The organism is Ralstonia nicotianae, from assembly GCF_018243235.1.
GTDB lineage: Bacteria > Pseudomonadota > Gammaproteobacteria > Burkholderiales > Burkholderiaceae > Ralstonia > Ralstonia nicotianae.
On record NZ_CP046674.1, the window covers coordinates 2,993,746 to 3,016,178 of the forward strand.

The 22,433-nt window shown below is 67.3% G+C and carries 23 protein-coding genes; 7 read left to right on the top strand and 16 right to left on the bottom strand.

Going from position 1 to position 22,433, the window contains the following annotated elements:
• Nucleotides 1-68: 68 nt before the first annotated feature.
• The 11 genes from GO999_RS13730 to GO999_RS13780 all read right to left on the bottom strand — a co-directional run bounded on the left by GO999_RS13730 (nucleotide 69) and on the right by GO999_RS13780 (nucleotide 11,090).
• Nucleotides 69-1,112: an SGNH/GDSL hydrolase family protein gene (locus GO999_RS13730; protein ID WP_011000538.1), complete on the bottom strand. Its 1,044-nt coding sequence runs from the start codon at nucleotides 1,110-1,112 to the stop codon at nucleotides 69-71.
• Between the two features lie 130 nt (nucleotides 1,113-1,242).
• Entirely contained in the window at nucleotides 1,243-2,253 is a 1,011-nt protein-coding gene (locus GO999_RS13735) for an L-threonylcarbamoyladenylate synthase (protein ID WP_019717578.1), read from the bottom strand.
• A 20-nt stretch (nucleotides 2,254-2,273) separates the two neighbouring features.
• On the bottom strand, nucleotides 2,274-3,515 hold the full coding sequence (locus GO999_RS13740; RefSeq protein ID WP_011000534.1) for a 5-(carboxyamino)imidazole ribonucleotide synthase: 1,242 nt from the start codon (nucleotides 3,513-3,515) through the stop codon (nucleotides 2,274-2,276).
• A 19-nt stretch (nucleotides 3,516-3,534) separates the two neighbouring features.
• Nucleotides 3,535-4,044, bottom strand: coding sequence for a 5-(carboxyamino)imidazole ribonucleotide mutase (purE, locus tag GO999_RS13745; RefSeq protein WP_016723966.1), 510 nt, complete (start codon nucleotides 4,042-4,044; stop codon nucleotides 3,535-3,537).
• Nucleotides 4,045-4,057: 13 nt separating this feature from the next.
• Nucleotides 4,058-4,966, bottom strand: a complete 909-nt coding sequence (locus tag GO999_RS13750; protein ID WP_011000532.1) for a phosphoribosylaminoimidazolesuccinocarboxamide synthase — start codon at nucleotides 4,964-4,966, stop codon at nucleotides 4,058-4,060.
• A gap of 127 nt (nucleotides 4,967-5,093) precedes the next feature.
• Nucleotides 5,094-6,158, bottom strand: coding sequence for a class II fructose-bisphosphate aldolase (fba, locus tag GO999_RS13755; protein WP_011000531.1), 1,065 nt, complete (start codon nucleotides 6,156-6,158; stop codon nucleotides 5,094-5,096).
• 72 nt (nucleotides 6,159-6,230) lie between these two features.
• Nucleotides 6,231-7,670 (bottom strand): pyruvate kinase, encoded by a 1,440-nt coding sequence (gene pyk, locus GO999_RS13760; protein WP_211906316.1) that lies wholly within the window; start codon nucleotides 7,668-7,670, stop codon nucleotides 6,231-6,233.
• A gap of 61 nt (nucleotides 7,671-7,731) precedes the next feature.
• Nucleotides 7,732-8,943 (bottom strand): phosphoglycerate kinase, encoded by a 1,212-nt coding sequence (locus GO999_RS13765; RefSeq protein WP_071011475.1) that lies wholly within the window; start codon nucleotides 8,941-8,943, stop codon nucleotides 7,732-7,734.
• Between the two features lie 129 nt (nucleotides 8,944-9,072).
• The gene (rarD, locus tag GO999_RS13770; protein WP_011000528.1) at nucleotides 9,073-9,969 is read right to left on the bottom strand and encodes an EamA family transporter RarD; all 897 of its coding nucleotides are present in this window, start codon (nucleotides 9,967-9,969) and stop codon (nucleotides 9,073-9,075) included.
• Nucleotides 9,970-9,972: 3 nt separating this feature from the next.
• On the bottom strand, nucleotides 9,973-10,296 hold the full coding sequence (locus tag GO999_RS13775) for a branched-chain amino acid transport AzlD family protein (protein WP_011000527.1): 324 nt from the start codon (nucleotides 10,294-10,296) through the stop codon (nucleotides 9,973-9,975).
• On the bottom strand, nucleotides 10,293-11,090 hold the full coding sequence (locus tag GO999_RS13780) for an AzlC family ABC transporter permease (protein WP_011000526.1): 798 nt from the start codon (nucleotides 11,088-11,090) through the stop codon (nucleotides 10,293-10,295). Before GO999_RS13780 ends, GO999_RS13775 begins: the two co-directional genes overlap by 4 nt.
• A gap of 297 nt (nucleotides 11,091-11,387) precedes the next feature.
• On the opposite strand from GO999_RS13780, the gene GO999_RS13785 reads away from it, so the two are divergent.
• The 6 genes from GO999_RS13785 to GO999_RS13810 are packed head-to-tail and all read left to right on the top strand — an operon-like array spanning nucleotide 11,388 to nucleotide 15,831.
• On the top strand, nucleotides 11,388-12,317 hold the full coding sequence (locus GO999_RS13785) for a branched-chain amino acid transaminase (RefSeq protein ID WP_016723970.1): 930 nt from the start codon (nucleotides 11,388-11,390) through the stop codon (nucleotides 12,315-12,317).
• 24 nt (nucleotides 12,318-12,341) lie between these two features.
• On the top strand, nucleotides 12,342-12,539 hold the full coding sequence (locus GO999_RS13790) for a zinc-finger domain-containing protein (RefSeq protein ID WP_011000524.1): 198 nt from the start codon (nucleotides 12,342-12,344) through the stop codon (nucleotides 12,537-12,539).
• 49 nt (nucleotides 12,540-12,588) lie between these two features.
• Nucleotides 12,589-13,614 (top strand): lipopolysaccharide heptosyltransferase II, encoded by a 1,026-nt coding sequence (waaF, locus tag GO999_RS13795; RefSeq protein WP_011000523.1) that lies wholly within the window; start codon nucleotides 12,589-12,591, stop codon nucleotides 13,612-13,614.
• Between the two features lie 39 nt (nucleotides 13,615-13,653).
• Complete coding sequence (locus tag GO999_RS13800; RefSeq protein WP_003278969.1) at nucleotides 13,654-14,094, top strand: nuclear transport factor 2 family protein; 441 nt, start codon at nucleotides 13,654-13,656, stop codon at nucleotides 14,092-14,094.
• A gap of 41 nt (nucleotides 14,095-14,135) precedes the next feature.
• Complete coding sequence (locus GO999_RS13805) at nucleotides 14,136-15,251, top strand: YheT family hydrolase (RefSeq protein WP_211906788.1); 1,116 nt, start codon at nucleotides 14,136-14,138, stop codon at nucleotides 15,249-15,251.
• A complete protein-coding gene (locus GO999_RS13810) occupies nucleotides 15,244-15,831 on the top strand; it encodes a DUF2946 family protein (protein WP_211906317.1) in 588 nt (195 codons plus the stop codon). The genes GO999_RS13805 and GO999_RS13810 overlap by 8 nt, the downstream gene beginning before the upstream one ends.
• A gap of 14 nt (nucleotides 15,832-15,845) precedes the next feature.
• Here GO999_RS13810 and GO999_RS13815 read toward each other — a convergent pair whose 3' ends face one another.
• Nucleotides 15,846-17,534, bottom strand: a complete 1,689-nt coding sequence (locus GO999_RS13815; RefSeq protein ID WP_211906318.1) for a beta-barrel assembly-enhancing protease — start codon at nucleotides 17,532-17,534, stop codon at nucleotides 15,846-15,848.
• A gap of 93 nt (nucleotides 17,535-17,627) precedes the next feature.
• Here GO999_RS13815 and moaC point away from each other — a divergent pair, with 93 nt between their 5' ends.
• Nucleotides 17,628-18,104: a cyclic pyranopterin monophosphate synthase MoaC gene (moaC, locus tag GO999_RS13820; protein ID WP_071011469.1), complete on the top strand. Its 477-nt coding sequence runs from the start codon at nucleotides 17,628-17,630 to the stop codon at nucleotides 18,102-18,104.
• A 227-nt stretch (nucleotides 18,105-18,331) separates the two neighbouring features.
• Here moaC and GO999_RS13825 read toward each other — a convergent pair whose 3' ends face one another.
• The 4 genes from GO999_RS13825 to GO999_RS13840 form a co-directional block, all read right to left on the bottom strand.
• A complete protein-coding gene (locus tag GO999_RS13825) occupies nucleotides 18,332-20,065 on the bottom strand; it encodes a PglL family O-oligosaccharyltransferase (RefSeq protein WP_111374452.1) in 1,734 nt (577 codons plus the stop codon).
• Nucleotides 20,066-20,162: 97 nt separating this feature from the next.
• On the bottom strand, nucleotides 20,163-20,672 hold the full coding sequence (locus tag GO999_RS13830; protein ID WP_111374451.1) for a pilin: 510 nt from the start codon (nucleotides 20,670-20,672) through the stop codon (nucleotides 20,163-20,165).
• A 266-nt stretch (nucleotides 20,673-20,938) separates the two neighbouring features.
• Nucleotides 20,939-21,460: a pilin gene (locus GO999_RS13835; RefSeq protein ID WP_011000516.1), complete on the bottom strand. Its 522-nt coding sequence runs from the start codon at nucleotides 21,458-21,460 to the stop codon at nucleotides 20,939-20,941.
• A 193-nt stretch (nucleotides 21,461-21,653) separates the two neighbouring features.
• Nucleotides 21,654-22,352 (bottom strand): TerC family protein, encoded by a 699-nt coding sequence (locus tag GO999_RS13840; RefSeq protein ID WP_019717569.1) that lies wholly within the window; start codon nucleotides 22,350-22,352, stop codon nucleotides 21,654-21,656.
• Nucleotides 22,353-22,433 lie beyond the last annotated feature (81 nt).

The window sequence follows — 22,433 nt, forward strand, 5'->3', positions numbered from 1 at the left end:
TTGCGCCCCCCGAAAGCAAAATGCCCGCGATCCAAGCGGGCATTCTGCATGGCGCGACCGGACACCCCTCAGTGCGCGACGTTATCCGCCAGCAGGCGCGCCAGCACGTTGCTGGCGATCAGGCGATGGCCGGCCGTGGTCGGGTGCACGCCGTCGGCGAACAGGTAGCTCTGGTCCGCACCGGAAGCCACCAGCGTGTTGGCCGAGCAGAACAGCGAGCTGCCGCCGGCGCTCGGCACCAGGGCATTGATCTTGGTGGCGTCGCAGGCCCGGGCGCTGGTGTTGGCGAAGCCGAACGAGGCGCCATTCTGGATCGCCGCAGTCAGTTGTGCGTTGAAGTCGATGATGCGCGCCGAGGTGCCGGCCAGCCCGCTTTGCAGCGTCGTGTTGAACGTGCCCACCAGCGCGTGCAGCAGCGCCTGGCCGGTCGTGCCGCTTGCCACGCCGTCCGGCGTCAGGCTGCTGTCGGGCAGGTTGAACACGTAGACCTGCGTCGCACCCTTGGCGATCATGTCCTTGACATAGCCGACCAGGTCCGTCGCGGCCTGCTGCACCTGGGCCGTGGCAATGGCGGGCGTCACGCCGGAGCCGCTGGTGGCCGCCGCAGTGGTCCAGAAGAAAATGTCGTTGCTGCCGGCCAGCACGAAGACGACATCGTTATTGCCGTTGAATGTGTTGTTGCTGGCCGCGTAGAAGTTGGCGAGCTGCTGCTGAACCGGGTAGGTCAGCGCCCCCGCGCCGCCGTTGTGGCCGATGCCGTTCGGATCGGTCACGCGCGAGCCGCCCTGCGCATAGTCGAAGCAGCCGGCCTTGGGGCAATTCTGCACGGAGGTGGCGTAGCCCATCACCGCCGGCGTGAGCGTCACGCCCAGTTGCGCGGCCACGGTCTCGGCCCAGATCGGGCCCGGGTTGGTGGTGAACTTGCCGCCGCCCACCGCCTGCGCGACGGGGGTGTAGGTGCCGATATCGCTCAGGCTGTCGCCGAACACCACCATGCGCTGCACCTTGGCGACATTGGGATTGCCGCTCTGGTCGGTCCCACCGCCCCCGCACGCGGCCAAGCCCAAGGCAAGGGCAGCCGTGGCGGCGCCCATCCATTGACGCAGGTTCATGTGTGTCTCCCTGTGGGCTTTTTGATGTGTGTTGCGGTGCCGGCGTGCAATTCAGGCAGACGCGGGCCGACGCACAGGGGCAAGTGTAGCGAGGTTGCCGCCCATGCGGCGGCGCCGTGCCCGGCCCGAATTAGAGGCCGGCTTCGAACGCGGCGGCAGCGCGACGCAGGCGGTCGTTGACCGCCGCCCAGGCGGAGGTGTCAGGCAGGGTTTCCACCCAGATGGCGTGATAGCCGCCGCGATCCAGTTCGCGCAGCAAGGCGTACAGCGCATTGGCGTAGGCCGCCGGCGTGGCGGGTGCGGCATGCTGGTCGCAGCCGGGCGGCAGGTCGACAGGCGCCCCCACCCACACGATGCGCTGACCGGCCGGCAGCGCGGCCAGCCGCGCGGGCACATCGGCAGCGGCCAGCAGATACAGCGGCGTGCGCGGCGCGTAATGCGCGCGCAGCGTTCCGGACGCGCGCGGCGCGGCGGCATCGGGCAGCAACGGCATCACGCCGGTCACGCGCCCGATGTCCTCCGGCGTGATGGCGCCGGGGCGCAGCAGTACCGGCCCGACGCCCTGGTCCAGCCGCGACAGGTCGACGATGGTGGACTCGATGCCGACATCCACCCCATCGCCTTCGAGCACGAACACGGCATCGCCGAACTCGTCGCGCACATGCTGCGCGGTGGTCGGGCTGACCTGGCCAAACTTGTTGGCCGACGGCGCCGCGATGCCGCCGCGACCGCGCTTGAAGCGCGACAGCAGCGCCTGCGCCACCGGATGCGACGGACAGCGCAATCCGACGCTGTCCTGCCCGCCCGCGACCGCCGCCGGGATGTGCGGCGCGCGCTTGAGGATCAGCGTGAGCGGGCCCGGCCAGAACGCCTCGACCAGCTGCAGCGCGATGCCGGGCACGTCGTCGGCCCAGTACGTCAGGTCCGCGCCGTCGACCACGTGCACGATCACCGGATGGTTCGACGGCCGGCCCTTCAGCGCGTAGATCCGGGCAATGGCCTGAGGGTTCTCGGCATCGGCGCCGAGGCCGTAGACGGTCTCGGTCGGGAAGGCGACCAGCTCGCCCGCTTCCAGCCGGCGCGCGGCCTCATCGAGGCGCGCGGCGGGAGGCATGACGAAGGGCGTGGTCGACTTGTGCATGGCTGCGGATGTGGCGGCCGTCAGGCCGGGGCCGATTGCAGGCCGAGCACCTGCACGGCATGGTGGAACGCCTCGTCCGCCACCTCGGGCGACGTGCCGACGCAATTGACATGGCCCATCTTGCGGCCCGGACGCGCGTCGGCCTTGCCGTACAGGTGCACCTTGGTGCCGGAATGCCGCATCACATCGTGCCACGCGGGCGTGCGTTCCAGGCCGTACTCGAACCACACGTCGCCCAGCACGTTGAGCATGCGCCCCGGCGAATGCTGGCGCGTGCTGCCCAGCGGCAGGCGGGCCATGGTACGCACCTGCTGCTCGAACTGGCTGGTCTCGCACACATCCATGGTGATATGGCCCGAGTTGTGCGGGCGCGGCGCCATCTCGTTGGCGATCAGCGAACCGTCCTGCAGCACGAAGAACTCGATGCACAGCACGCCCACGTAGCCCATCTCCTCGGTGATCATTGCGGCGGCGGCGCGGGTGCGCGTGGCGATGTCGTCCGACACGCTGCGCGAGGGCATGACCGTGGAGAACAGGATGCCGTCGCGGTGAATGTTCTCGGCCAGCGGCCAGGTGACGGTGCTGCCGTCGGCGGCGCGGGCGGCCAGCACGGACACCTCGTAGGCCAGCGGCAGCATCTTCTCCAGCACGCACGGCACGTGCTGCATCGCGCCCCAGGCCGCGCGCAGCTCGCCGACCGTGGAGACGCGCGCCTGGCCCTTGCCGTCGTAGCCCATGCGGGCGATCTTCAGGATGCCGGGCAGCAGGTCGGCCGGCAGCTGGTCGATGTCGGCGTCGTGCTCGATCACCCAGCTCGGTGCGGGGTGGATGCCGGTGCGGGCGGCGCACAGCGCAAAGAATTTCTTCTCGGCAATGCGGTTCTGTGCGATCGACACACAGTGGGCGCGCGGCGCGACGAAGGCGCCGAGGTGCTCCAGGCGGTCGAGCGCCTGTGCCGGCACGTTCTCGAATTCGGTGGTGACCGCCGGGCACAGCGCGGCCAGCTCGGCCAGCGCGGCCTCATCCGTGTAGGCCGCGCACAGGTGGCGCTCGGCGACGGTGCCGGCGGGGCTGTTCGGGTCCGGGTCCAGCACGCACACCTTGTAGCCCATCGCCTGCGCGGCGTGCGTGAACATGCGGCCGAGCTGGCCGCCGCCGAGCATGCCCAGCCAGCTGTCGGGCAGGATCGCGTCGGGAACGTTCAGCGCGCGGGATTCGGGCGTGTGGGCCTGCGCGAGGCGCGGATTCAGGTCGTCGGCCATGGGCGGTTGGGCGAAGGACTTAAGCACTGTGCACGGGCAGCGTCATGCCGCGCGCCACTTCGGTCTGCCGGGCGCGGAAGGCTTCGAGCTTGGCCGACAGCGCGTCGTCGGTGGTCGCCAGCATGGCGATGGCCGACAGCGCCGCGTTGGCCGCGCCCGCCTCGCCGATGGCAAAGGTCGCCACCGGAATGCCCTTGGGCATCTGCACGATGGACAGCAGCGAGTCTTCGCCGCGCAGGTACTTGGACGGCACCGGCACGCCGAACACCGGCACGATGGTCTTGGCGGCAATCATGCCCGGCAGGTGCGCCGCGCCGCCGGCACCGGCGATGATGGCGCGCAGGCCCCGGCCGCGTGCGGCCTCGGCGTAGCGGAACATGTCGTCCGGCATGCGGTGCGCCGAGACCACCTGCGCTTCGAACGGAATGTCGAATTCCTTGAGCAGGACCACGGCGTGCTGCATGACGTCCCAGTCGGAGCTGGAACCCATGACGACGCCGACGAGCGGTGCGGATTGCGGTGCGGTCATCGTCGTTGCTCCCTCAGCGCAGCGTCTCGCCGGTCAGGCGGGTCAGCGCTTCGCGGTACTTGTCCGCGGTCTTCTCGATGATGTCGGCGGGCAGCTGCGGCGCCGGCGCGGTCTTCGGCCACGGCTGGCCGTCGATGCGCACAGCCTCCAGCCAGTCGCGCACGAACTGCTTGTCGAACGACGGCGGGTTGGTGCCCACCTGGTACGAATCGGCCGGCCAGAAGCGCGACGAATCGGCGGTCAGCGCTTCGTCCATCAGCGTGAGCGTGCCGTTCTCGTCCAGGCCGAACTCGAACTTGGTGTCGGCGATGATGATGCCGCGCGTGGCGGCAAAGTCGGAGGCTTCCTTGTACAGGCGGATGCTGACGTCGCGAATCTGCGCGGCCAACTCGGGGCCGATGCGGCGCTCGACTTCGTCGAACGAGATGTTCTCGTCGTGCTCGCCCACGTCGGCCTTGGCGGCGGGGGTGAAGATGGGCTCGGGCAGCTTCTCGGCGTTGCGCAGGCCGGGGGCGAGCTGCACGCCGCAGACCTTGCCGGTGGCCTGGTAGTCCTTCCAGCCGCTGCCGGCCAGGTAGCCGCGCACCACGGCTTCCACCAGGATCGGCTTGAGACGCTTGACCACGATGGCGCGGCCGCGCACCTGGTCGGCTTCGCCGGGCTGCACCACCGCTTCCGGCGCAATGCCCGTCTCGTGCGTCGGCACGATGTGGCGCAGCTTGCGGAACCAGAAATCCGACATCTGCGCCAGGACGCGGCCCTTGTCCGGGATCGGCTGGCCGAGGATCACGTCGAAGGCCGACAGGCGGTCGGTGGTGACCATCAGCAGCTTGTCGTCGCCCACGGCGTAGTTTTCGCGCACCTTGCCGCGGCCGAGCAGCGGCAGGCTGGTGATCGACGATTCATAGAGTGCGGAAGACACGGCGGGGGTGGCGGACACGGCGAAACCCAAAGAGGAAGAAAAAATGTGGAAGGCCGACATTATACGTGGCCGGCCCCATGAAAAACGGCTGGCGCGGGGCCAGCCGTTCTTGCGGGCGGAATGCGGCTTACTGCACCACTTGCGCCAGCGCGCCGCTCTGGTACTGCGAAGCGATGACCGACAGGCCGATCGGCTTGATCTTGCCGGCCTGGCCTTCGCAACCGAACTCGATGTAGCGTGCCTTGCAAACCGCCTTGGCAGCCTCGCGCGCGGGCTTGAGCCATTCGCGGGCGTCGAACTTCTCGGGGTTTTCGGCCAGGAACTTGCGCACCGCGCCGGTCATTGCCAGGCGGATGTCGGTGTCGATGTTGATCTTGCGCACGCCGTACTTGATGGCCTCCTGGATTTCCTCGACCGGCACGCCGTAGGTTTCCTTCATCTTGCCGCCGTACTGGTTGATGATGGCCAGCAGCTCCTGCGGCACGCTCGACGAGCCGTGCATCACCAGGTGGGTATTCGGGATGCGCGCGTGAATTTCCTTGACGCGGCTGATCGCCAGGATGTCGCCGGTGGGCTTGCGCGAGAACTTGTAGGCGCCGTGGCTGGTGCCGATGGCGATGGCCAGGGCGTCGAGCTGGGTGGCCTTGACGAACTGCGCGGCTTCCTCGGGGTCGGTCAGCAGGGCCGAATGGTCGAGCTTGCCGACGGCGCCGTGGCCATCTTCCTCGCCCGCCTCGCCGGTTTCCAGCGAGCCCAGGCAGCCGAGCTCGCCCTCGACCGTCACGCCAACCTTGTGCGCCATGTCGACCACGCGGCGCGTGACGTCGACGTTGTAGTCGAACGAGGCCGGGGTCTTGCCATCCTCGTGCAGCGAGCCGTCCATCATGACCGAGCCGAAGCCCAGGTCGATCGCGCCCTGGCAGATTGCCGGGCTCTGACCGTGATCCTGGTGCATGACCAGCGGGATTTCCGGATAGGCTTCAACAGCGGCCTGGATCAGGTGCTTGATGAAGGACTCGCCGGCGTACTTGCGGGCGCCCGCGCTGGCCTGCAGGATCACCGGCGCGCCGGTTTCCTTGGCAGCTTCCATCACGGCCTGGACCTGCTCCAGGTTGTTGACGTTGAACGCCGGCAGGCCGTAGCCGTTTTCAGCGGCATGGTCGAGCAGTTGGCGCATCGAGACGAGTGGCATGGTTTTCTCCTATGGGTCGATCTGTATTCGGTCTCACGGATGCCGGTAGCAACCGGCATTCCCGGTGGCGCGTCAGTGCATGCCGACGCGCACGATCTTGAGTGTGTTGGTCCCGCCCGCCTGCCCCATCGGCTCGCCGACGGTCAGGACGATGAAGTCGCCACGCTGCACCACGCCGCGCGCGACCAGCAGTTCCTCGGCCTGCCGCAGCGCCTCGTCGCGGTCCAGGCTGATGGCCAGCGGCAGCGGCTGCACGTTGCGGTACAGGGCCATCTTGCGCTGCGACGCGACGTTGGGCGTGATCGCATAGATCGGCACATTGATGCCGTGGCGGCTCATCCACAGCGCGGTGGCACCTGAGTCGGTCAGCGCGGCAATCGCCTTGACCTGCAGATGGTAGGCCGTAAACAGCGCCCCCATGGCGATCGACTGGTCGATGCGGCTGAAGGTCTGGTCGAGGAAATCCGTGTCGAGGTGCACCGGCTGCGACTTCTCGGCCTCCACGCAGATGGCGGCCATGGCCTCGATGGTCTCGACCGGGTAGCGGCCGGCGGCGGTCTCGGCCGACAGCATCACCGCATCGGTGCCGTCGAGCACGGCGTTGGCGACGTCCGACACCTCGGCGCGCGTCGGCACCGGGTTGACGATCATCGACTCCATCATCTGCGTGGCCGTGATGGCCAGCTTGTTGGCCTCGCGCGCGAGCTTGATCATGCGCTTCTGCAGCGCCGGCACGGCCGCGTTGCCGACCTCCACCGCGAGGTCGCCGCGCGCCACCATGATGCCGTCGGACGCCGCCAGGATCTCTTCCAGCACGCCCGGGCGGATGGCCTCGGCACGCTCGATCTTGGCGATCATCTTGGTCTTGTGGCTGTGCGGCGCGCCGGCCACGGCGGCCAGCTGGCGCGCCATTTCCATGTCGGTGGCGTTCTTGGGGAAGCTGACCGCGATGTAGTCGGCGCCCAGCGCCATCGCGGTCTTGATGTCTTCCATGTCCTTGGCCGTCAGCGCCGGCGCCGACAGCCCGCCGCCCTGGCGGTTGATGCCCTTGTTGTTGGACAGATCGCCGCCGACCTTGACGGCGGTCTCGATCTCCTCGCCCACCACGCGCTCGACCTGCAGCACGATCAGGCCGTCGTTGAGCAGCAGCAGGTCACCGGGGCCGACGTCGCGCGGCAGCTCCTTGTAGTCCAGACCGACGCGCTCCTGGTTGCCCAGCTCGCAGCGGGCATCCAGCGTGAAGCGCTCGCCCGGGCTCAGGGTGATCTTGCCGCTCTCGAACTTGCCGACGCGGATCTTCGGGCCCTGCAGGTCGGCCATGATGCCGACCTCGCGGCCCACCGCGCGCGCCGTCTCGCGCACCAGCTCGGCGCGCGCCACGTGGTCCTGCGCGGTGCCGTGCGAGAAGTTCAGCCGCACCACGTCCACCCCCGCCGCGATCATGCGCGTCAGGATCTCCAGCGTATTGGACGAAGGGCCGAGTGTGGCGACGATCTTGGTGGCGCGAGTCATGGGCAAGGGGTACCGGTGACGTTTGGGGGACGTTGACGACGCAGGCGACGTGCCTGGCGCTTCAGGCCAGCGCTTCCTGGCGCTGGGCACGCTGCTCCAGGATCTCCACGGCCGGCAGCGTCTTGCCTTCCAGGAATTCCAGGAATGCGCCGCCGCCGGTGGAGATGTAGCCCACGCGGTCGGCGATGCCGTACTTGGCGATCGCCGCCAGCGTATCGCCGCCGCCGGCGATCGAGAAGCCCGACGAGGCCGCGATCGCCTCGGCCAGCACCTTGGTGCCGTTGCCGAACTGGTCGAACTCGAACACGCCGACCGGGCCGTTCCACACGATGGTGCCGGAGGCCTTGAGCTGGTCGGCCAGTTGCGCGGCGGTCTTCGGGCCGATGTCGAGAATCATGTCGTCATCCGCCACGTCCTTCACGTCCTTGACGGTGGCGGCAGCGGTAGCGCTGAATTCCTTGGCGCAGACCACATCGACAGGAATGGGCACCGAGGCGCCACGGGCAGCCATCAGGTCGATGATCGCCTTGGCATCGCCCACCAGATCCGCCTCGGCCAGCGACTTGCCGATCTTCAGGCCCGCGGCCAGCATGAACGTGTTGGCGATGCCGCCGCCGACGATCAGGTTGTCCACCTTGTCGGCCAGCGATTTCAGGATGGTCAGCTTGGTCGACACCTTGGAGCCGGCCACGATAGCGACCAGCGGACGGGCCGGTTGGCCCAGCGCCTTGCCCAGCGCGTCCAGCTCGGCGCCCAGCAGCGGGCCGGCGCAGGCGATGGGGGCGAACTTGGCGATGCCGTGCGTGGTGGCCTCGGCGCGGTGGGCGGTGCCGAAGGCGTCGTTGACGTAGACGTCGCACAGCTTGGCCATCTTCTGGGCCAGTTCGTCGCTGTTCTTCTTCTCGCCCTTGTTGACGCGGCAGTTTTCCAGCAGCACCACCTGGCCGGGCGCGACATCCACGCCGTCGACCCAGTTCTGCACCAGCTTCACCTCACAGCCGAGCAACTCGGACAGGCGCACGGCCACCGGGGCCAGCGAATCTTCCGGCTTGAACTCGCCTTCGGTCGGACGGCCCAGATGCGAGGTGACCATCACGGCGGCACCGGCGTCGAGCGCGGCGCGGATGGCCGGCACCGAAGCGCGGATGCGCGTGTCTTCGGTGATGTCGCCGGCATCGTCTTGCGGCACGTTGAGATCGGCGCGGATGAAGACACGCTTGCCGGCAAGCTTGCCTTCGGAGATGAGATCGGTCAGACGCAGGACGTTGGGCATGGCAGCAGCGGAGAAATCACGGAAAGCGGCGATTTTACCCGATGCCACCGGTCGGAACGCGCGTTTCCGCCCGGAAACCTGACGCGCCCGTCCATCGCGGCGAAGCCGGCTGGATGGCGCACGCGCCGGTCAGGCCGCCACCGGCGCGCGCCGCCGCAGCCGCAGCCACCCTTCGGCCGAATACACAACCAGGCCGCACCAGATCAACGCGTAGCCGAGCACCTTCGGCCCGCCGAACGGCTCGTTGTAGAGCCACACACCCAGCAGCAGCTGCAGCGTCGGGCTGACGTACTGCAGCAGGCCCAGCAGCGACAGCGGAATGCGCCGCGCCCCGGCCCCGAACAGCAGCAGCGGCACGGCGGTCAGCGGGCCGGCCAGCACCAGCAGCAGTTGGATGCCCGGCGGCGCGACCAGGAAAACGTTCTGCTGCTGCGCGGCCAGCCAGCCCAGGTAGGCCAGCGCGAGCGGAAACAGCAGCAGCGTCTCCAGCGCCAGCCCTTCCAGCGCGCCCAGCGGCGAAGTCTTGCGCAGCAGGCCGTACAGGCCGAAGGTCGTCGCCAGCACCAGCGCGATCCACGGCAGGTGCCCGGCCTGCCAGGTCAGCCAGACCACCCCGGCGACGGCCAGCGCCAGCGCGAACCACTGCCCCGGCCGCAGCCGCTCGCCCAGCACCAGCAGCGCCAGCAGCACCACCACCAGCGGGTTGATGAAATAGCCCAGGCTCGCGTCGAGCACGTGATCGTGATTGACCGCCCAGATGTAGGTGCACCAGTTGAGCGCCAGCATGCCGGTGCAGGCCAGGTGCCGCCCCACCACGCGCGGCTGGCGGCGCAGCGCCCACAGCCACGCCCAGTGCCGCTTGACGGCCAGCACCACCACCATCACCGCCAGCGACCAGATCACCCGGTGCGACAGGATCTCCAGCGGCGTGACGGCCTTCAGCAGCTTGAAGTACAGCGGAAACAGGCCCCACATCGTGTAGGCCAGGAAGGCAAAGATGACGCCGCCGCGGACATGGGCCGACACGTTTTATCCCCAGAGACGCAGCACGGTATAAACGCCCATGCCGACGCAGATCATGCCGAGCATCCGCCGCGTCGCCACATAGAACGCGGTGGCCGCGATGCCGGCCATCAGGCGCGGATTGGTCCAGCTGGCGTCGAAACCGCCGTGGTTCCACAGCAGATCGGGCAGCACGATGGCCGCCAGCGCCGCCGCCGGCGCGAAGCGCAGCGCGTGCTGCACGCGCATCGGCAGCGTGAGGCGGTCGCCCACCATCAGGAAGAGGGCGCGCGTGACGATGGTCACGATCGTCATGCCGAAGATGGTCAGCCAGATATCTAGCGTGCTCACGGCCCCTCCTTCGGCTCGGACGGCGCCGGCTGCGCGCCGCGGCGCTGCCATTGCAGGCGAGCGGTGGCTTCGTCGCCGGCCAGGCCGGCCGCCATCGCGCCCACCACGGCGATCACCAGGCTCAGCCGGTACGGCAGCTTGAAGGCGACCAGCGCCAGCACCGCGGCGACCGCCACGGCCATCAGCGTGGCGCGCGAGCGGATGGTCGACACCATCACCGGAATCAGCGCCAGCGTGCCCGCCAGCGCCAGGCCCCATGCATCCGGGAACAGGCTCGCGCCGACGATGCCCAGGAGAGACGACACCTGCCAGATCGTCCAGTTGGCCAGCGCCATGCCCCAGAGATAGCCTTCCTTGCCGCGCTCCGGGCCCGGCCCCGGGTAGCGCTGCGAGAACAGCACGAACGGCAGATCGCCATTGAAGAAACCGATCAGGACCCGCCGCCCGAAGGGCAGATGGCTGAAATGCTGCATGAGCCCCGCGCTGAAGATGATGAAGCGCACGTTGACGATGAACGCCGTCAACAGCACAGTCCAGACCGGCAGGCCGGCGGCCATCAGCGGCAACACGGCCAGTTGCGACGAACCTGCATAGACCAGCAGCGTCATGCCGATCGCCTGCGGGATGGTCAGGACCGACTTGCTCATCGCCACGCCGGTCACCAGTCCCCAGGCAAACACCGGCGGCAGCGAGCCGACATAGAAGCGGGCACCGGCGACAAAGCCGGCGCGCTCGGCCGGGTCGATGGCCTGCCACCGGCGCTGCAGCGCCGCGCCCCAGCGGGCTAGCGCCATGGCACCCTCGCAAGTGGCGTCATCATCTCTTTTTGGACGGCCGGCCAGGAAGGCACGGCCGCGCGGTGGCGCGGGAACAGCGGGGGCGCGGGAACAGCGGGGGCGACATGGGTGGCTCGTAGTAAACATCTGATTATACTTTTGATGTTAAGCAGTTGCTTAACGTGTAAAACACGCGCAACACGAATTCGCAACGCACGGAAACCGCCGCCAAGATCGGCGTTGGCGTCCCTGCCCCCACCCCTTACAATTCCGCCTTTGTCGGCATTTGAGCCCGGACACTCACAGGAGCCCTCCATGACCAGCATGGCTGACCGCGACGGCAAGATCTGGAAAGACGGCAAGCTGATCGAATGGCGCGACGCGCAACTCCACGTGCTCACCCACACCCTGCACTACGGCATGGGCGTGTTCGAGGGCGTGCGCGCGTACCAGACGCCGGCCGGCCCCGCCATCTTCCGCCTGTCCGAGCACACGCGCCGGCTGTTCAATTCGGCCAAGATCTTCCAGATGCAGATTCCGTTCTCGGAACAGCAGCTGATGGACGCGCAGCGCGAAGTCGTGCGTGCCAACGCGCTGGCGTCCTGCTACATCCGCCCGCTGGCGTGGCTCGGCTCCGAGAAGATGGGCGTGTCCGCCCGCGGCAACACCGTCCACGTGGCGATCGCCGCCTGGCCTTGGGGCGCCTACCTGGGCGAAGAAGGCATGCAGCGCGGCATCCGCGTCAAGACGTCGTCCTTCACGCGCCACCATGTGAACGTGTCGCTGGTGCGCGCCAAGGCCAGCGGCTACTACATCAACTCGATCCTCGCCAACCAGGAAGCCACCGGCCTGGGCTACGATGAAGCCCTGCTGCTCGACACCGAGGGCTATGTGAGCGAAGGCTCGGGCGAGAACGTCTTCATCGTCCGCAACGGCGTGATCTACACGCCCGACCTGGCCTCGTGCCTGGACGGCATCACCCGCGACGCAATCATCACCATCGCGCGCGACCTCGGCATCGAGGTGCGCGAGAAGCGCATCACCCGCGACGAGATGTACTGCGCGGACGAAGCCTTCTTCACCGGCACCGCGGCGGAAGTCACCCCGATCCGCGAACTGGATGACCGCGTGATCGGCGCGGGCTCGCGCGGCCCGATCACCACGCAGCTGCAGTCGACGTTCTTCGACATCGTCAACGGCAAGAGCACCATCGAAAAGTACAAGGCGTGGCTAACCCTGGCCTGACCGCGCCCGCTGACCCTCATCATCATGACCACGCAAACCGCACCCATCATCGAAATCGGCGCAGACGACCTGCCGCTGCACTGCCCCACCAGCAAGACGCCGGCGTGGAACTACCACCCGCGCGTCTTCCTCGACGTGGCCGACACCGGCGAAGCCAAGTGCCCATACTGCGGCACCGTCTACAAGCTGGCCCCCGGCGTCGAAGTGAAGGGCCACCATTGAGCCGTCCGGACCTGCCGTACGCCGCGAGCCCCCTGCCCGCGGCGCTCCGATGATGCGCAAGATCCTGGTCGTCGCCCCCAACTGGATCGGCGACGCGCTGATGGCGCAGCCGCTGTTCGCGCAGATCAAGGCGCGGCATCCGCGCGCGCAGATCCATGCCATCGCCCCGAAGTGGGTGGCGCCGGTGCTCGCGCGCATGCCCGAGATCACGCGCGTGCTGCCGACTGAACTGGCGCACGGCAAGCTGCAGCTCGGCAGCCGCACGATGTTCGCCCAGCAGCTCAAGGGGGAATCGTTCGATGCCGCCTATGTGCTGCCGAACTCGTTCAAGAGCGCGCTGATCCCGTGGCTGGCCGGCATTCCGCTGCGCATCGGCTACAAGGGCGAATCGCGACTGGGCGTGCTCAACGTGCGCTACCCGAACCCGCCCAAGCGCGAACGGCCGCCGATGGTGCAGCACTATGCGGCGCTGGCCTTCAAGCCCGGCGCCAAGCTGCCCGAGACCCTGCCCGACCCGCAGCTGCGGGTGGACCTGCCGCGCGTGGCCGCCACCTCGGCCAAGTTCGGCATTCCCGGCAACGCCCGGCTGATCGCCTTCTGCCCGGGCGCGGAATACGGCACCGCCAAGCGCTGGCCCGCCGAGCACTTCGCCGAGCTGGCGCAGATGCTGCGGCGCTCGTTCCCGTACGCGCACATCGTCACGCTCGGCTCGGCCAAGGATCGCGAGACCGCCGACGCCATCGCCGAGCGCGCGCCTTTCGTGCGCAACCTGTGCGGCGAGACCTCGCTGGACGAGGCCATCGAGCTGCTCGCCCGCGCCGAGGCCGCCATCTGCAACGACTCGGGCCTGATGCACGTCACGGCTGCCCTGGGGCGCCCGCAGGTGGCCGTGTTCGGCTCGAGCGACCCGCGCCACACGCCGCCGCTGTCACCCGCTGCGAGTATCATGTGGCTCCATCTCGAATGCAGCCCGTGCTTCGCCCGCGAATGCCCGCTCGGCCATCTGCGCTGCCTGCGCGACATCGGTCCCGAGATGGTGTTTCATGAATTGCGCCGGCTGCTGCAGCCGGTGTAACGCTGTCACCGTCAGCCATTCCCTTCACGTCCTGCCGCCATGCCACGATTTGCCCGACTGTTCGAAGCCGCCGAGGACATCCTCGACGCCTACCGCGAAGCGCTGCGGCGCCGCGATGCCGACAGCGCACTCAAGCTCTGGCTGGACGAGGACTCCGTCAGCTTCATCCTGCCCGACGGCCAGCGGCTGCACGGCCACGAGCAGCTGCGCGGCTGTCTCGACGCCCTCGTCGAGAAGCAGCCGGTGTGGATCGAATGCCTGGACCAGCAGGTGCACTCCTCGCTCGGCGTGTCGATCTTCGAGGCGACCGAGGCCCTGCGCTTCTCCGAAGACGCCACCGAAGCCAGCCTGTACGTGCACACCACCTACGTGCTGATGCAGAACCACGAGGGCTGGCGCATCGCGCACGTCCACTCCAGCCAGGCGGCAGAGGAGCGCGTGGCCGCATCGATCGCCAGCGTCGCGCATTCCCTGCACTGATCCCCGCCCGGCGACGGGCGCAGGTGACTCTGCCTGAGACGATGATCCGCCCGTTCCGCTCCGCCGCTCCCGCCGACCTCAACCTGGGCGCGCTGCTCATCGGCCCGTTCGAGCCGCACGCGTTCCGCTCGCCCTGGTGGCTGATCGGCGGCAACGCGCAGACCATCGTCCCGGCGCGGCTGTGGCGCTTCCCGCGCATCGCGTACCGGCGCGAGCGCTGGGACACGCCCGACGGCGACTTCATCGATCTCGACTGGACCACGCACGAAGCCGATGCGCACACGCCGCTGGTGGTACTGTTCCACGGCCTGGAAGGCGACTCGCGCAGCCACTACGCCCAATTGATGATGGATGCGCTGCGCGCGCGCCGCTGGCCCGGCGTGGTGCCGCATTTCCGCGGCTGCTCGGGCGAACTGAACCGCGCGCCGCGCATGTATCACTCCGGCGACTCGGCCGAGATCGCGTGGATCCTCGACCGGCTCTACCGGACGCACTGCGCGCCGCACGGCCGCAAGCTGCTGGCGGTGGGCATCTCGCTGGGCGGCAACATGCTGCTGCGCCACCTGGGCGAGCGCGGCGCCGATGCGCGCCAGCTGAGCGCCGCCGCCACCGTCTCCGCCCCACTGGACATGATGGCGGGCGGCGCGGCGCTGTCCCAGGGCGTCGGCATGCTCTACACCCGCATGTTCCTGCGCACGCTCAAGCAGAAGGCCGCGGCCAAGCTCGACCAGCATCCCGGCCTGTACGACCGCCGCGCCATGCTGGCCGCGCGCAGCTTCGTCGAATTCGACAACCTCGTCACCGCGCCGCTGCACGGCTACCGCAACGTCTACGACTATTGGACGCGCGCCTCGTCCAAGCCGGTACTGCGCGATGTGCGCGTGCCGGTGCTGGTGCTGAACGCGCGCAACGATCCCTTCCTGCCCGGACGCCACCTGCCCGGCCCCGGCGACGTCTCGCCCGACGTGGTGCTCGACCAGCCGCTGCACGGCGGCCACGTCGGCTTCCTGATGCGGCGCGACGGCAAGCTGCGCCATCTCCCGCTGGCCGGCCGCATCGACTGGATGCCGGCGCGCCTGCTGCGCTTCTTCGACGACGTGCTCGGCCGCACGCCCCGCCCGGATGCCCCCGAACACCCCGGAGCCGACCGTGGATGAGATCGTCCGCCAGGCCATGGCCAGGTGGCCCGACGTGCCCGACTGCTTCGGCTGGCTGGCGCTCGACCGGCGCGGCCAATGGCGCATGCGCAACGAATACGCGCAGCAGCACAGGCTGTCCGGCGACCCTGTCCGCCACCCCGCGCTGATCGACTTCATCGTCCGCAACTACACGCACGACGCGGCCGGCCGCTGGTTCTTCCAGAACGGCCCGCAGCGCGTGTTCGTGGAACTGGACTGCACGCCGTGGATCGTGCGGCTGTCGCCCGAAGGCGCGCCGACGGCCCTTGCCACCACCACGGGCGCCGCCTTCGTGCCCGCCGGCTGCTTTGTCGACGAGCACGGCAACGTCCTGCTCGCCGGCCACGTCGCCGGCGTGGCCAGCCGCGAGACCCTTGCCCTGCTGCACGATCATGACCTGGAGCCGTTCTCGTCGCTGGCGCACTGGCACGGCCAAGCGTGCGGCGCCGCGCTCGGCATGCTGCCCTGGGGCGATCGCACCTTCGACATTCAGCCGATCCGCAGCGACGAGGCCGAACGGCGCTTCGGCTTCGTCCGGCATCCGGCCGCGCTCGCCTGACGCCGGCCGGCCCGCTACTTCGGCAGCGCCTTCTCTTCCTGCTTCTCTTCGCGGTACTGGCGCTCCATCTGGTGCAGCCGCGCATCGACCTCGGACAGCGTATAGAAATCCGCATCGCCCGCGTCGCGCGCGAGCTTGAGCTGCTCCACTGCCGCGCCCCAGGCACCGTCGCGCGCGTACTTCTCGGCCAGCGCGCGATGCTGCTCGACGCGCTTGCCCTGGTCCGCATAGGCGCGGGCCAGCATGTCCCACCAGATCGGCTGTGCGGTGTCTTCGCGCGCCTTGTCCTGCAGATAGGGAATCGCATCGCCCGCGCGGCCCGCCGCCAGCAGCGTCTGCGCATAGGTGATGCCGACCGCGCGCGACAGCGGATACGCCGCCAGCGCGGCCCGTGCCATCGTCAGCGCCTCCGGCACGCGATTGCGGGCACGGGCCAGTTCGATGGCAGTCACATCCAGGCTCGGACTGCCCGAGGTGATACCGGGGATGTTGCCGTACAGCCGCCGCGCTTCGAGCAGCGCCTGCTCCGCGGGGTCCAGCTGCCCGGCCAGTTGCTCGGCGACGGCGATGCCGTACCACAGCGCCGCGCGTTTCTCGGCCGGCGCATCCGGCGCGGAGGCCAGCTGCGAGCGCATCGCATTGCGCACGTCGAGATAGGCGCTGGTCGAGGTCTCCTGCAGCACGCGCGCACGCGCCTTGGCAAAGCCGAACGCCGGCCGCTGCGGCTGGCGCGGGTGCGGCAGGCCGCGCGCGCGGTCTTCCATGTCGGCGATGCGCTCACCGGTCAGCGGGTGGGTGCGCGCGTAGCCGGGAACGGCGCCGGTGTCCGCGATGCTGCTCACGCGCTGCAGCCGTCGGAAGAAATCGGGCATGCCGTCAGGGTTGTAGCCGGCGCCAGTCAGCAGCGTAAAGCCGACGCGGTCGGCCTCGCGCTCCGCGCCGCGCGAAAACGCCAGCTGGTTCGACACCGCCGCCGCCTGCCCGCCCACCGCCAGCGCCTGCGCCGCGTCGCCGCTCTTGGTGGCCGCCAGCCCCGCCAGCAGGATCGACGCCAGCGCAATCCACATCGACTCGCCCGACTTGTCGATGCCGCGCGCGATGTGCCGCTGCAGCACGTGGCCGATCTCGTGGCCGAGCACCGAGGCCAGCTCCGATTCGCTCTCCGTCGCCACCAGCGTGCCCGTGTTGACGCCGATATACCCGCCCGGCAGCGCAAACGCGTTGATGCCCGGATCGCGCACCGCGAACAGCTCGAAGCTCGATGCCGACGTACTGCCCGCCACATGCTGCCGTCGCGCCGCCTCGATCAGCCGGTAGCCGATATCGTTCAGGTAGTCCGACAGCAGCGGATCCGGCACATAATCCGGGTCGCGCCGGATCTGCCGCATCACGCGGTCGCCCAGACGGCGCTCCATCTCCGGCGACAGCGCCGCCGTGGACGGATCGCCCATGTCAGGCAACTCGTAGGTCGGCGCATCGATGATCGTCGCGTCTTTCTGCAGATACGGCGACTGGCGGCCGATCTGCACGCTGCGGTTCAGGTTGCTCTGCACCTGCTCCGACGCCGCTGCCGCGCCGGCCGGCGCAGCGGGAACAGACGCCGGCTGCGCCAGCGCCAACGGCGACACGGGGGCAAGCCACGTCATCAACAGCACGGCGGCCGTCACCTTGCGGGCGCGCGGCCGGAAGAAAGAGAGCGTCATACGGAATGCGCGTGGGGCGGAATCCACCCGGCGGCATCGCCGGGCGCTGGGCACTTGCTATCATAAATCGCTTCACACCAAGCACCGTCATTCATGCCGCACCTCACCCACTTCGATACCGCCGGACAAGCCCACATGGTCGACGTCGGCGACAAAGCCGTCACCCACCGCGTCGCCGTCGCCACCGGCCTCATCCACATGCTGCCCACGACGTTCGCGCTGGTGCGCGACGGCACCGCCAAGAAAGGCGATGTGCTGGGCATCGCCCGCATCGCCGCGATCCAGGGGGCGAAGCGGACGTCGGATTTGATCCCGCTGTGTCACCCACTGGCGTTGACCAAGGTCGCGGTCGACTTCGAACTGGATGAGGTGGACCGCACCGTCCGCTGCACGGTACGCGCCGAGACGCACGGGCAGACCGGCGTGGAGATGGAAGCGCTGACCGCCGTGCAGGTGGGGCTGCTGACCATCTACGACATGTGCAAGGCCGTTGACCGGGGGATGGTCATCGGCGATGTGCGGCTGATGGAGAAGCGTGGGGGGAAGTCCGGGGAGTGGGTGGCGCAATGAATTTCCGAGCCCGTTTCCGCAAAAGGAAGCGGGCGCATCGGATGCGCTCTTCTTTCTGCTCAGCAGCCTTGCGGCATTCAGCGGGTGCCAATTTTGCTGCGCGCCTTGCGCGGTAGACGGCAGAGTGCTCCAGCTTGCCGCGTCGCGCTGTGCCCACTTTGCTTTGGTTGTCATTGCCGAAAAAAAAAGCGCCTTCAACGAGGCGCTTTCTTTTTGAGACGCGATCCTTAATCTACACCGACAACCAAGTTCTCCGCCTTGAGCCGCGCGCAGAACGTCGCCAACCCTTCCAATTTCTTGGTGCAGACAAGTGTCAGCAATTTCGAATCGCCCGCATAGTCGATCCAGTATTGATTGTGCAGCCGACGGACCTGGGTGAGGGCTTCGTCGGTCTTGCCTTGAAACGCGAGCGCAATCGCCCAACGTTGAACCGTGCCAGAACCAGGATAGAACTGCACAGCCTGGTGTTCGACCGCAGCCATGATCGGCGCCGTCTCGGCCGTCATCCCGGCATTGTTCGCGATTGACAGGTTGCCATATGGGACCAGCAGCAGTTGCCCACTGCGCTGGTACCGTTGCAATTCCACCGGACCGTCGAGGGAGTAATACAAGCGCTCCACCGATTGGTAGTCGATCCACATCCGGCCCGTCAGCACGGCACCGCATACTGCCACGATGCCGGTCAGTACCCATGCCGTATCTGGGGAAAGAACGCGCAACTTGCGGTCATCCACATACCCCAGCGCGAAAGCAAACGGCAGCAGGAAGTACAGATAGTGCAGCGGATATTCCAGCATCGAATGCGCCACGGTCACCAGAATGACCGCATACAGAAAGGCCAGCGCGGGCGTCATTCGCCGTTTCCACGCAGCATGCACCAACCCCAAGAACGGCAGCATCACGGCCAGCAACCCGAACACACCCACCTTGGCCAGGAGATCCAGGACGAGGTTGTGGGCGTTCATGGACATTTCGACATGGCCGAGCACGTCGGTCTGCACGTACTGGTTCCAGGCATAGTCGCCCCAGCCACCGCCGAGCCAGGGATGCGCCAGGAACATGTGCCACGCATGCTTCCATAGGAACACCCGCAGACCCACACCCTGCTGCAACCGCTCGTCCAGCGAGATCGGCAAGTCCAGATGCCAAAGCACGTTGGCATAGGCCACCAGCCAGTTGCAGAGCTGATAAACCACGGCCAGGCCGAGCACAGGCACGCCCGCCCGAATCCAGCGGCGAGCCCCCCGCTCCTCTGCTGACCAGGCCAGCCCTGCGACGCCCCCAACCAGGACAAGGTGAAGCCAGCTCATCCGGGAAACCGTCAGCGCCATGCCCAACAACAATGCCAGAGCGATGGCAGCCAGGGGCGCCCAATATCGCCGACGCGTCGAACCCAAGAACAGGCACGCTGCCAGGCCAAAGGCGAGATAGGTCGCCACGTGATTCGGCTGATTCAGGTTGCCCCACATTCGGCGGCCTGCGCCCGTTGGCATGATCGAGATCCAATTGATCGGCAGGCCAGAAACACGGAACAGGTGCAGACATTCAACCGCCACCGTCAGCAATCCGCCAATGATGACGGCAACCGCGATCGACTCCAGCACACCGGGGACGTCGCGGCAGCGCGCACCGAGACCGCATACGGCCACGGTTCCGAGCAGAAACACGATGGCCGCAAAGGTAAAAAACGGGTTCAGCGGCGTGGCAACGACCAGTTGCACGATCAACACACCGATCAGCGCCAGCGGCGCCAAGACAACCTTGGGTAGCCCTGCCTTGCTATGCCACGTCGAGCCCAGCACGCCCGCTGCCAGAGCAACCCAGCCGATCGCCGCTACGAATTCGCTGTAGAACGTTGGGATCGGGTAACTATGGACAGCCACCAGGAACGGGACAGACCAGCACGCAACTGTGGCCAGCCAGACCGGCCACAACAACAGGGAACGATGAACTGGAAGCATTGATGGGCAGGACACGAATATGGCGAAACAAAAAGAGCGCCCAAAGGCGCTCTTTACTACAGCAGCTAGCTTAGCTTAGCTTAGCTTAGCTTACAGCTTAGCGGCATTCTGCCGGGGCATACTTGGCCGCCAGCGTCATCGTACCACTCGGAGGAACGCTGCTGGCAGCAGTGGCCTTGTTTTGAGCGTAGCAGGTCCACATGATCGGGCCCGACGGTGCGGAGCTCAACGGCAGCTTAGCGCCTGCCGCAGTCGGAACCAGAGCCAGCGTGCCGCCGCCAGCTGCCGTCGTATAGGTAACGGTGATCTGGCCCGGAGCAGTAGCATCCGTACCGAGGATCTGGAGGTTGGCAACGTTCTTGGTGGCCGTGAACACCGACGAACCCACCGACAGGTCAGACTGTGCATTGGCAGCGTTTTCCGACACCAGTGCCTTGGCTTGTGCAGCCAGCGACAGACCTTCCGTCACGCGTGCACGAACCGTGTAGTCCTGATAGGCCGGAATGGCAATCGCAGCCAGAATACCGACGATCGCGACCACGATCATCAGTTCGATCAGCGTGAAACCCTTCTGGACACGCTTGTTGAGATGACGCATCGACTTCATGAAATTCCCCCGGAAAGTGTGGTTAAAGATGATGCGTGGGAGATAGAGCAGGGACCGTGCCAGCCGAAAAACCGGGGCTGTCGGCGAAAAACTGACGCGATTCGGGTGATCGCCGGCCTCGAGTTGACAGTTTTCGGCAGACATTGACGGAGAGCGTCAATATGGGAGCCATCGATCACAGAGCCCCCTTCCCGGCAGCAGGGTGGCAACTCCCAAAACAAAAGCGCCCGAAGGCGCTTTTGTTTTTTGGTGCCAGGCCGACGGATTCAACGGCACTCCGAGGGCGCGTATTTCGGTGGCAACGTAGCCGTCGTCCTCTGGGTAACGGTATTGACCGGCATCGACTTGCCGGCGGCGGCACACACCCACAGCACCATTGCCGGCGGCGTTGAACCTGCCTGCAAATTGCCAAATACTGACGAACTGCCGGAGTATGGGGTCAATACCAACGTATTCGCCCCCGCTTCCGTAACAGCGGGTGCATAGACCACTGCGATTTCGCCGGTGGACGAATCAATATTCAGCGCACTGACGTTCTTGCTGGCCGGCAACGATGCGGAACCGAGTGACAGGCTACTCTGTGCGTTGGCGGCATTTTCAACCACCAGCGCCTTGGCTTGCCCTGCCAGTGCCAGCCCCTCGACCACACGCGACCGGATCGTGTAGTCCTGATACGCCGGAATCGCCAGCGCCGCCAAAATCCCGATGATCGCCACCACGATCATCAACTCGATCAATGTAAAGCCGCGCTGGCCACGCCGCCTGTTCCTGCTGTGCTTCGATGCCATGGTTTCTCCCCGAAAGCGTTCAATCGATATTGTTTGAGGGGTGGAAACAGCACAGACCATGCCACGCAGCGCCCGCTACTTCTGGGCGCAAATCGGTAAGATTTGGCGAGAATTCGTGCGCAAAACTGACCTTTCTTGGCAAAAAACCGGACAAAGATCGTCACGACCTACTTTCGGGGGGTGTCCCATCAAGTCACGCCTGGCGCAGTGAACGCCGCCCCATCCACCAGCCCACGATCACGACGATCAACGCGCCAAGACAGCCGATCGCGACATCGGCATACGGGATGGCTTGCATGAACCAGCCGGCGTCCACCGGATCGGTCACCAGCATGTCGCCCGCCAGATAGCCGAGCAGTGCCGCCGCGAGCGTGACGATGAGCGGAAGCCGCACCATCAGTGCCACCAGGAGCGTGCTGCCGAAGATGATCAGCGGAATCGACAGCCCGAGCCCCAGCACGAGCAACGCAACGTCGGTCCCCGGCGGCCCCTTCTCTGCCGCGGCGGCCACGGCGACGACGTTGTCGAGCGACATCACCAGGTCGGCAATCAGAATGGTTCGGATGGCGGGCCACAGGCCGTCGTGTGGGCGGTGCTCTCCTGCCGCCTGGTCTTCGGCTTCGCTCAGCAGCTTGATGCCGATGTAGACCAGCAGCACCGCACCGATCGTTTTCAGATAAGGAAGCGCCAGCAGCTTGACTGCCAGCACGGTCAGCGCAATCCGCAGCGCGATGGCCGCGGCACTGCCCCAGAAGATCGCCTGCCGCTGCTGCCGGCGAGGCAGATTGCGTGCCGCCAGGGCGATGACGACAGCGTTGTCGCCCGACAGCACGATGTTGGTCAGGATGATGGAGCCAAGTGCGAACCAGAATGCGCTGGAGGTGAGCGCCATGGCCGTCCCCGTGGATGTACACGTGCGCGAACCGCTTGCCGTGATTGCTTATACACGCCTCACACCGAGTGTGCACGCGGC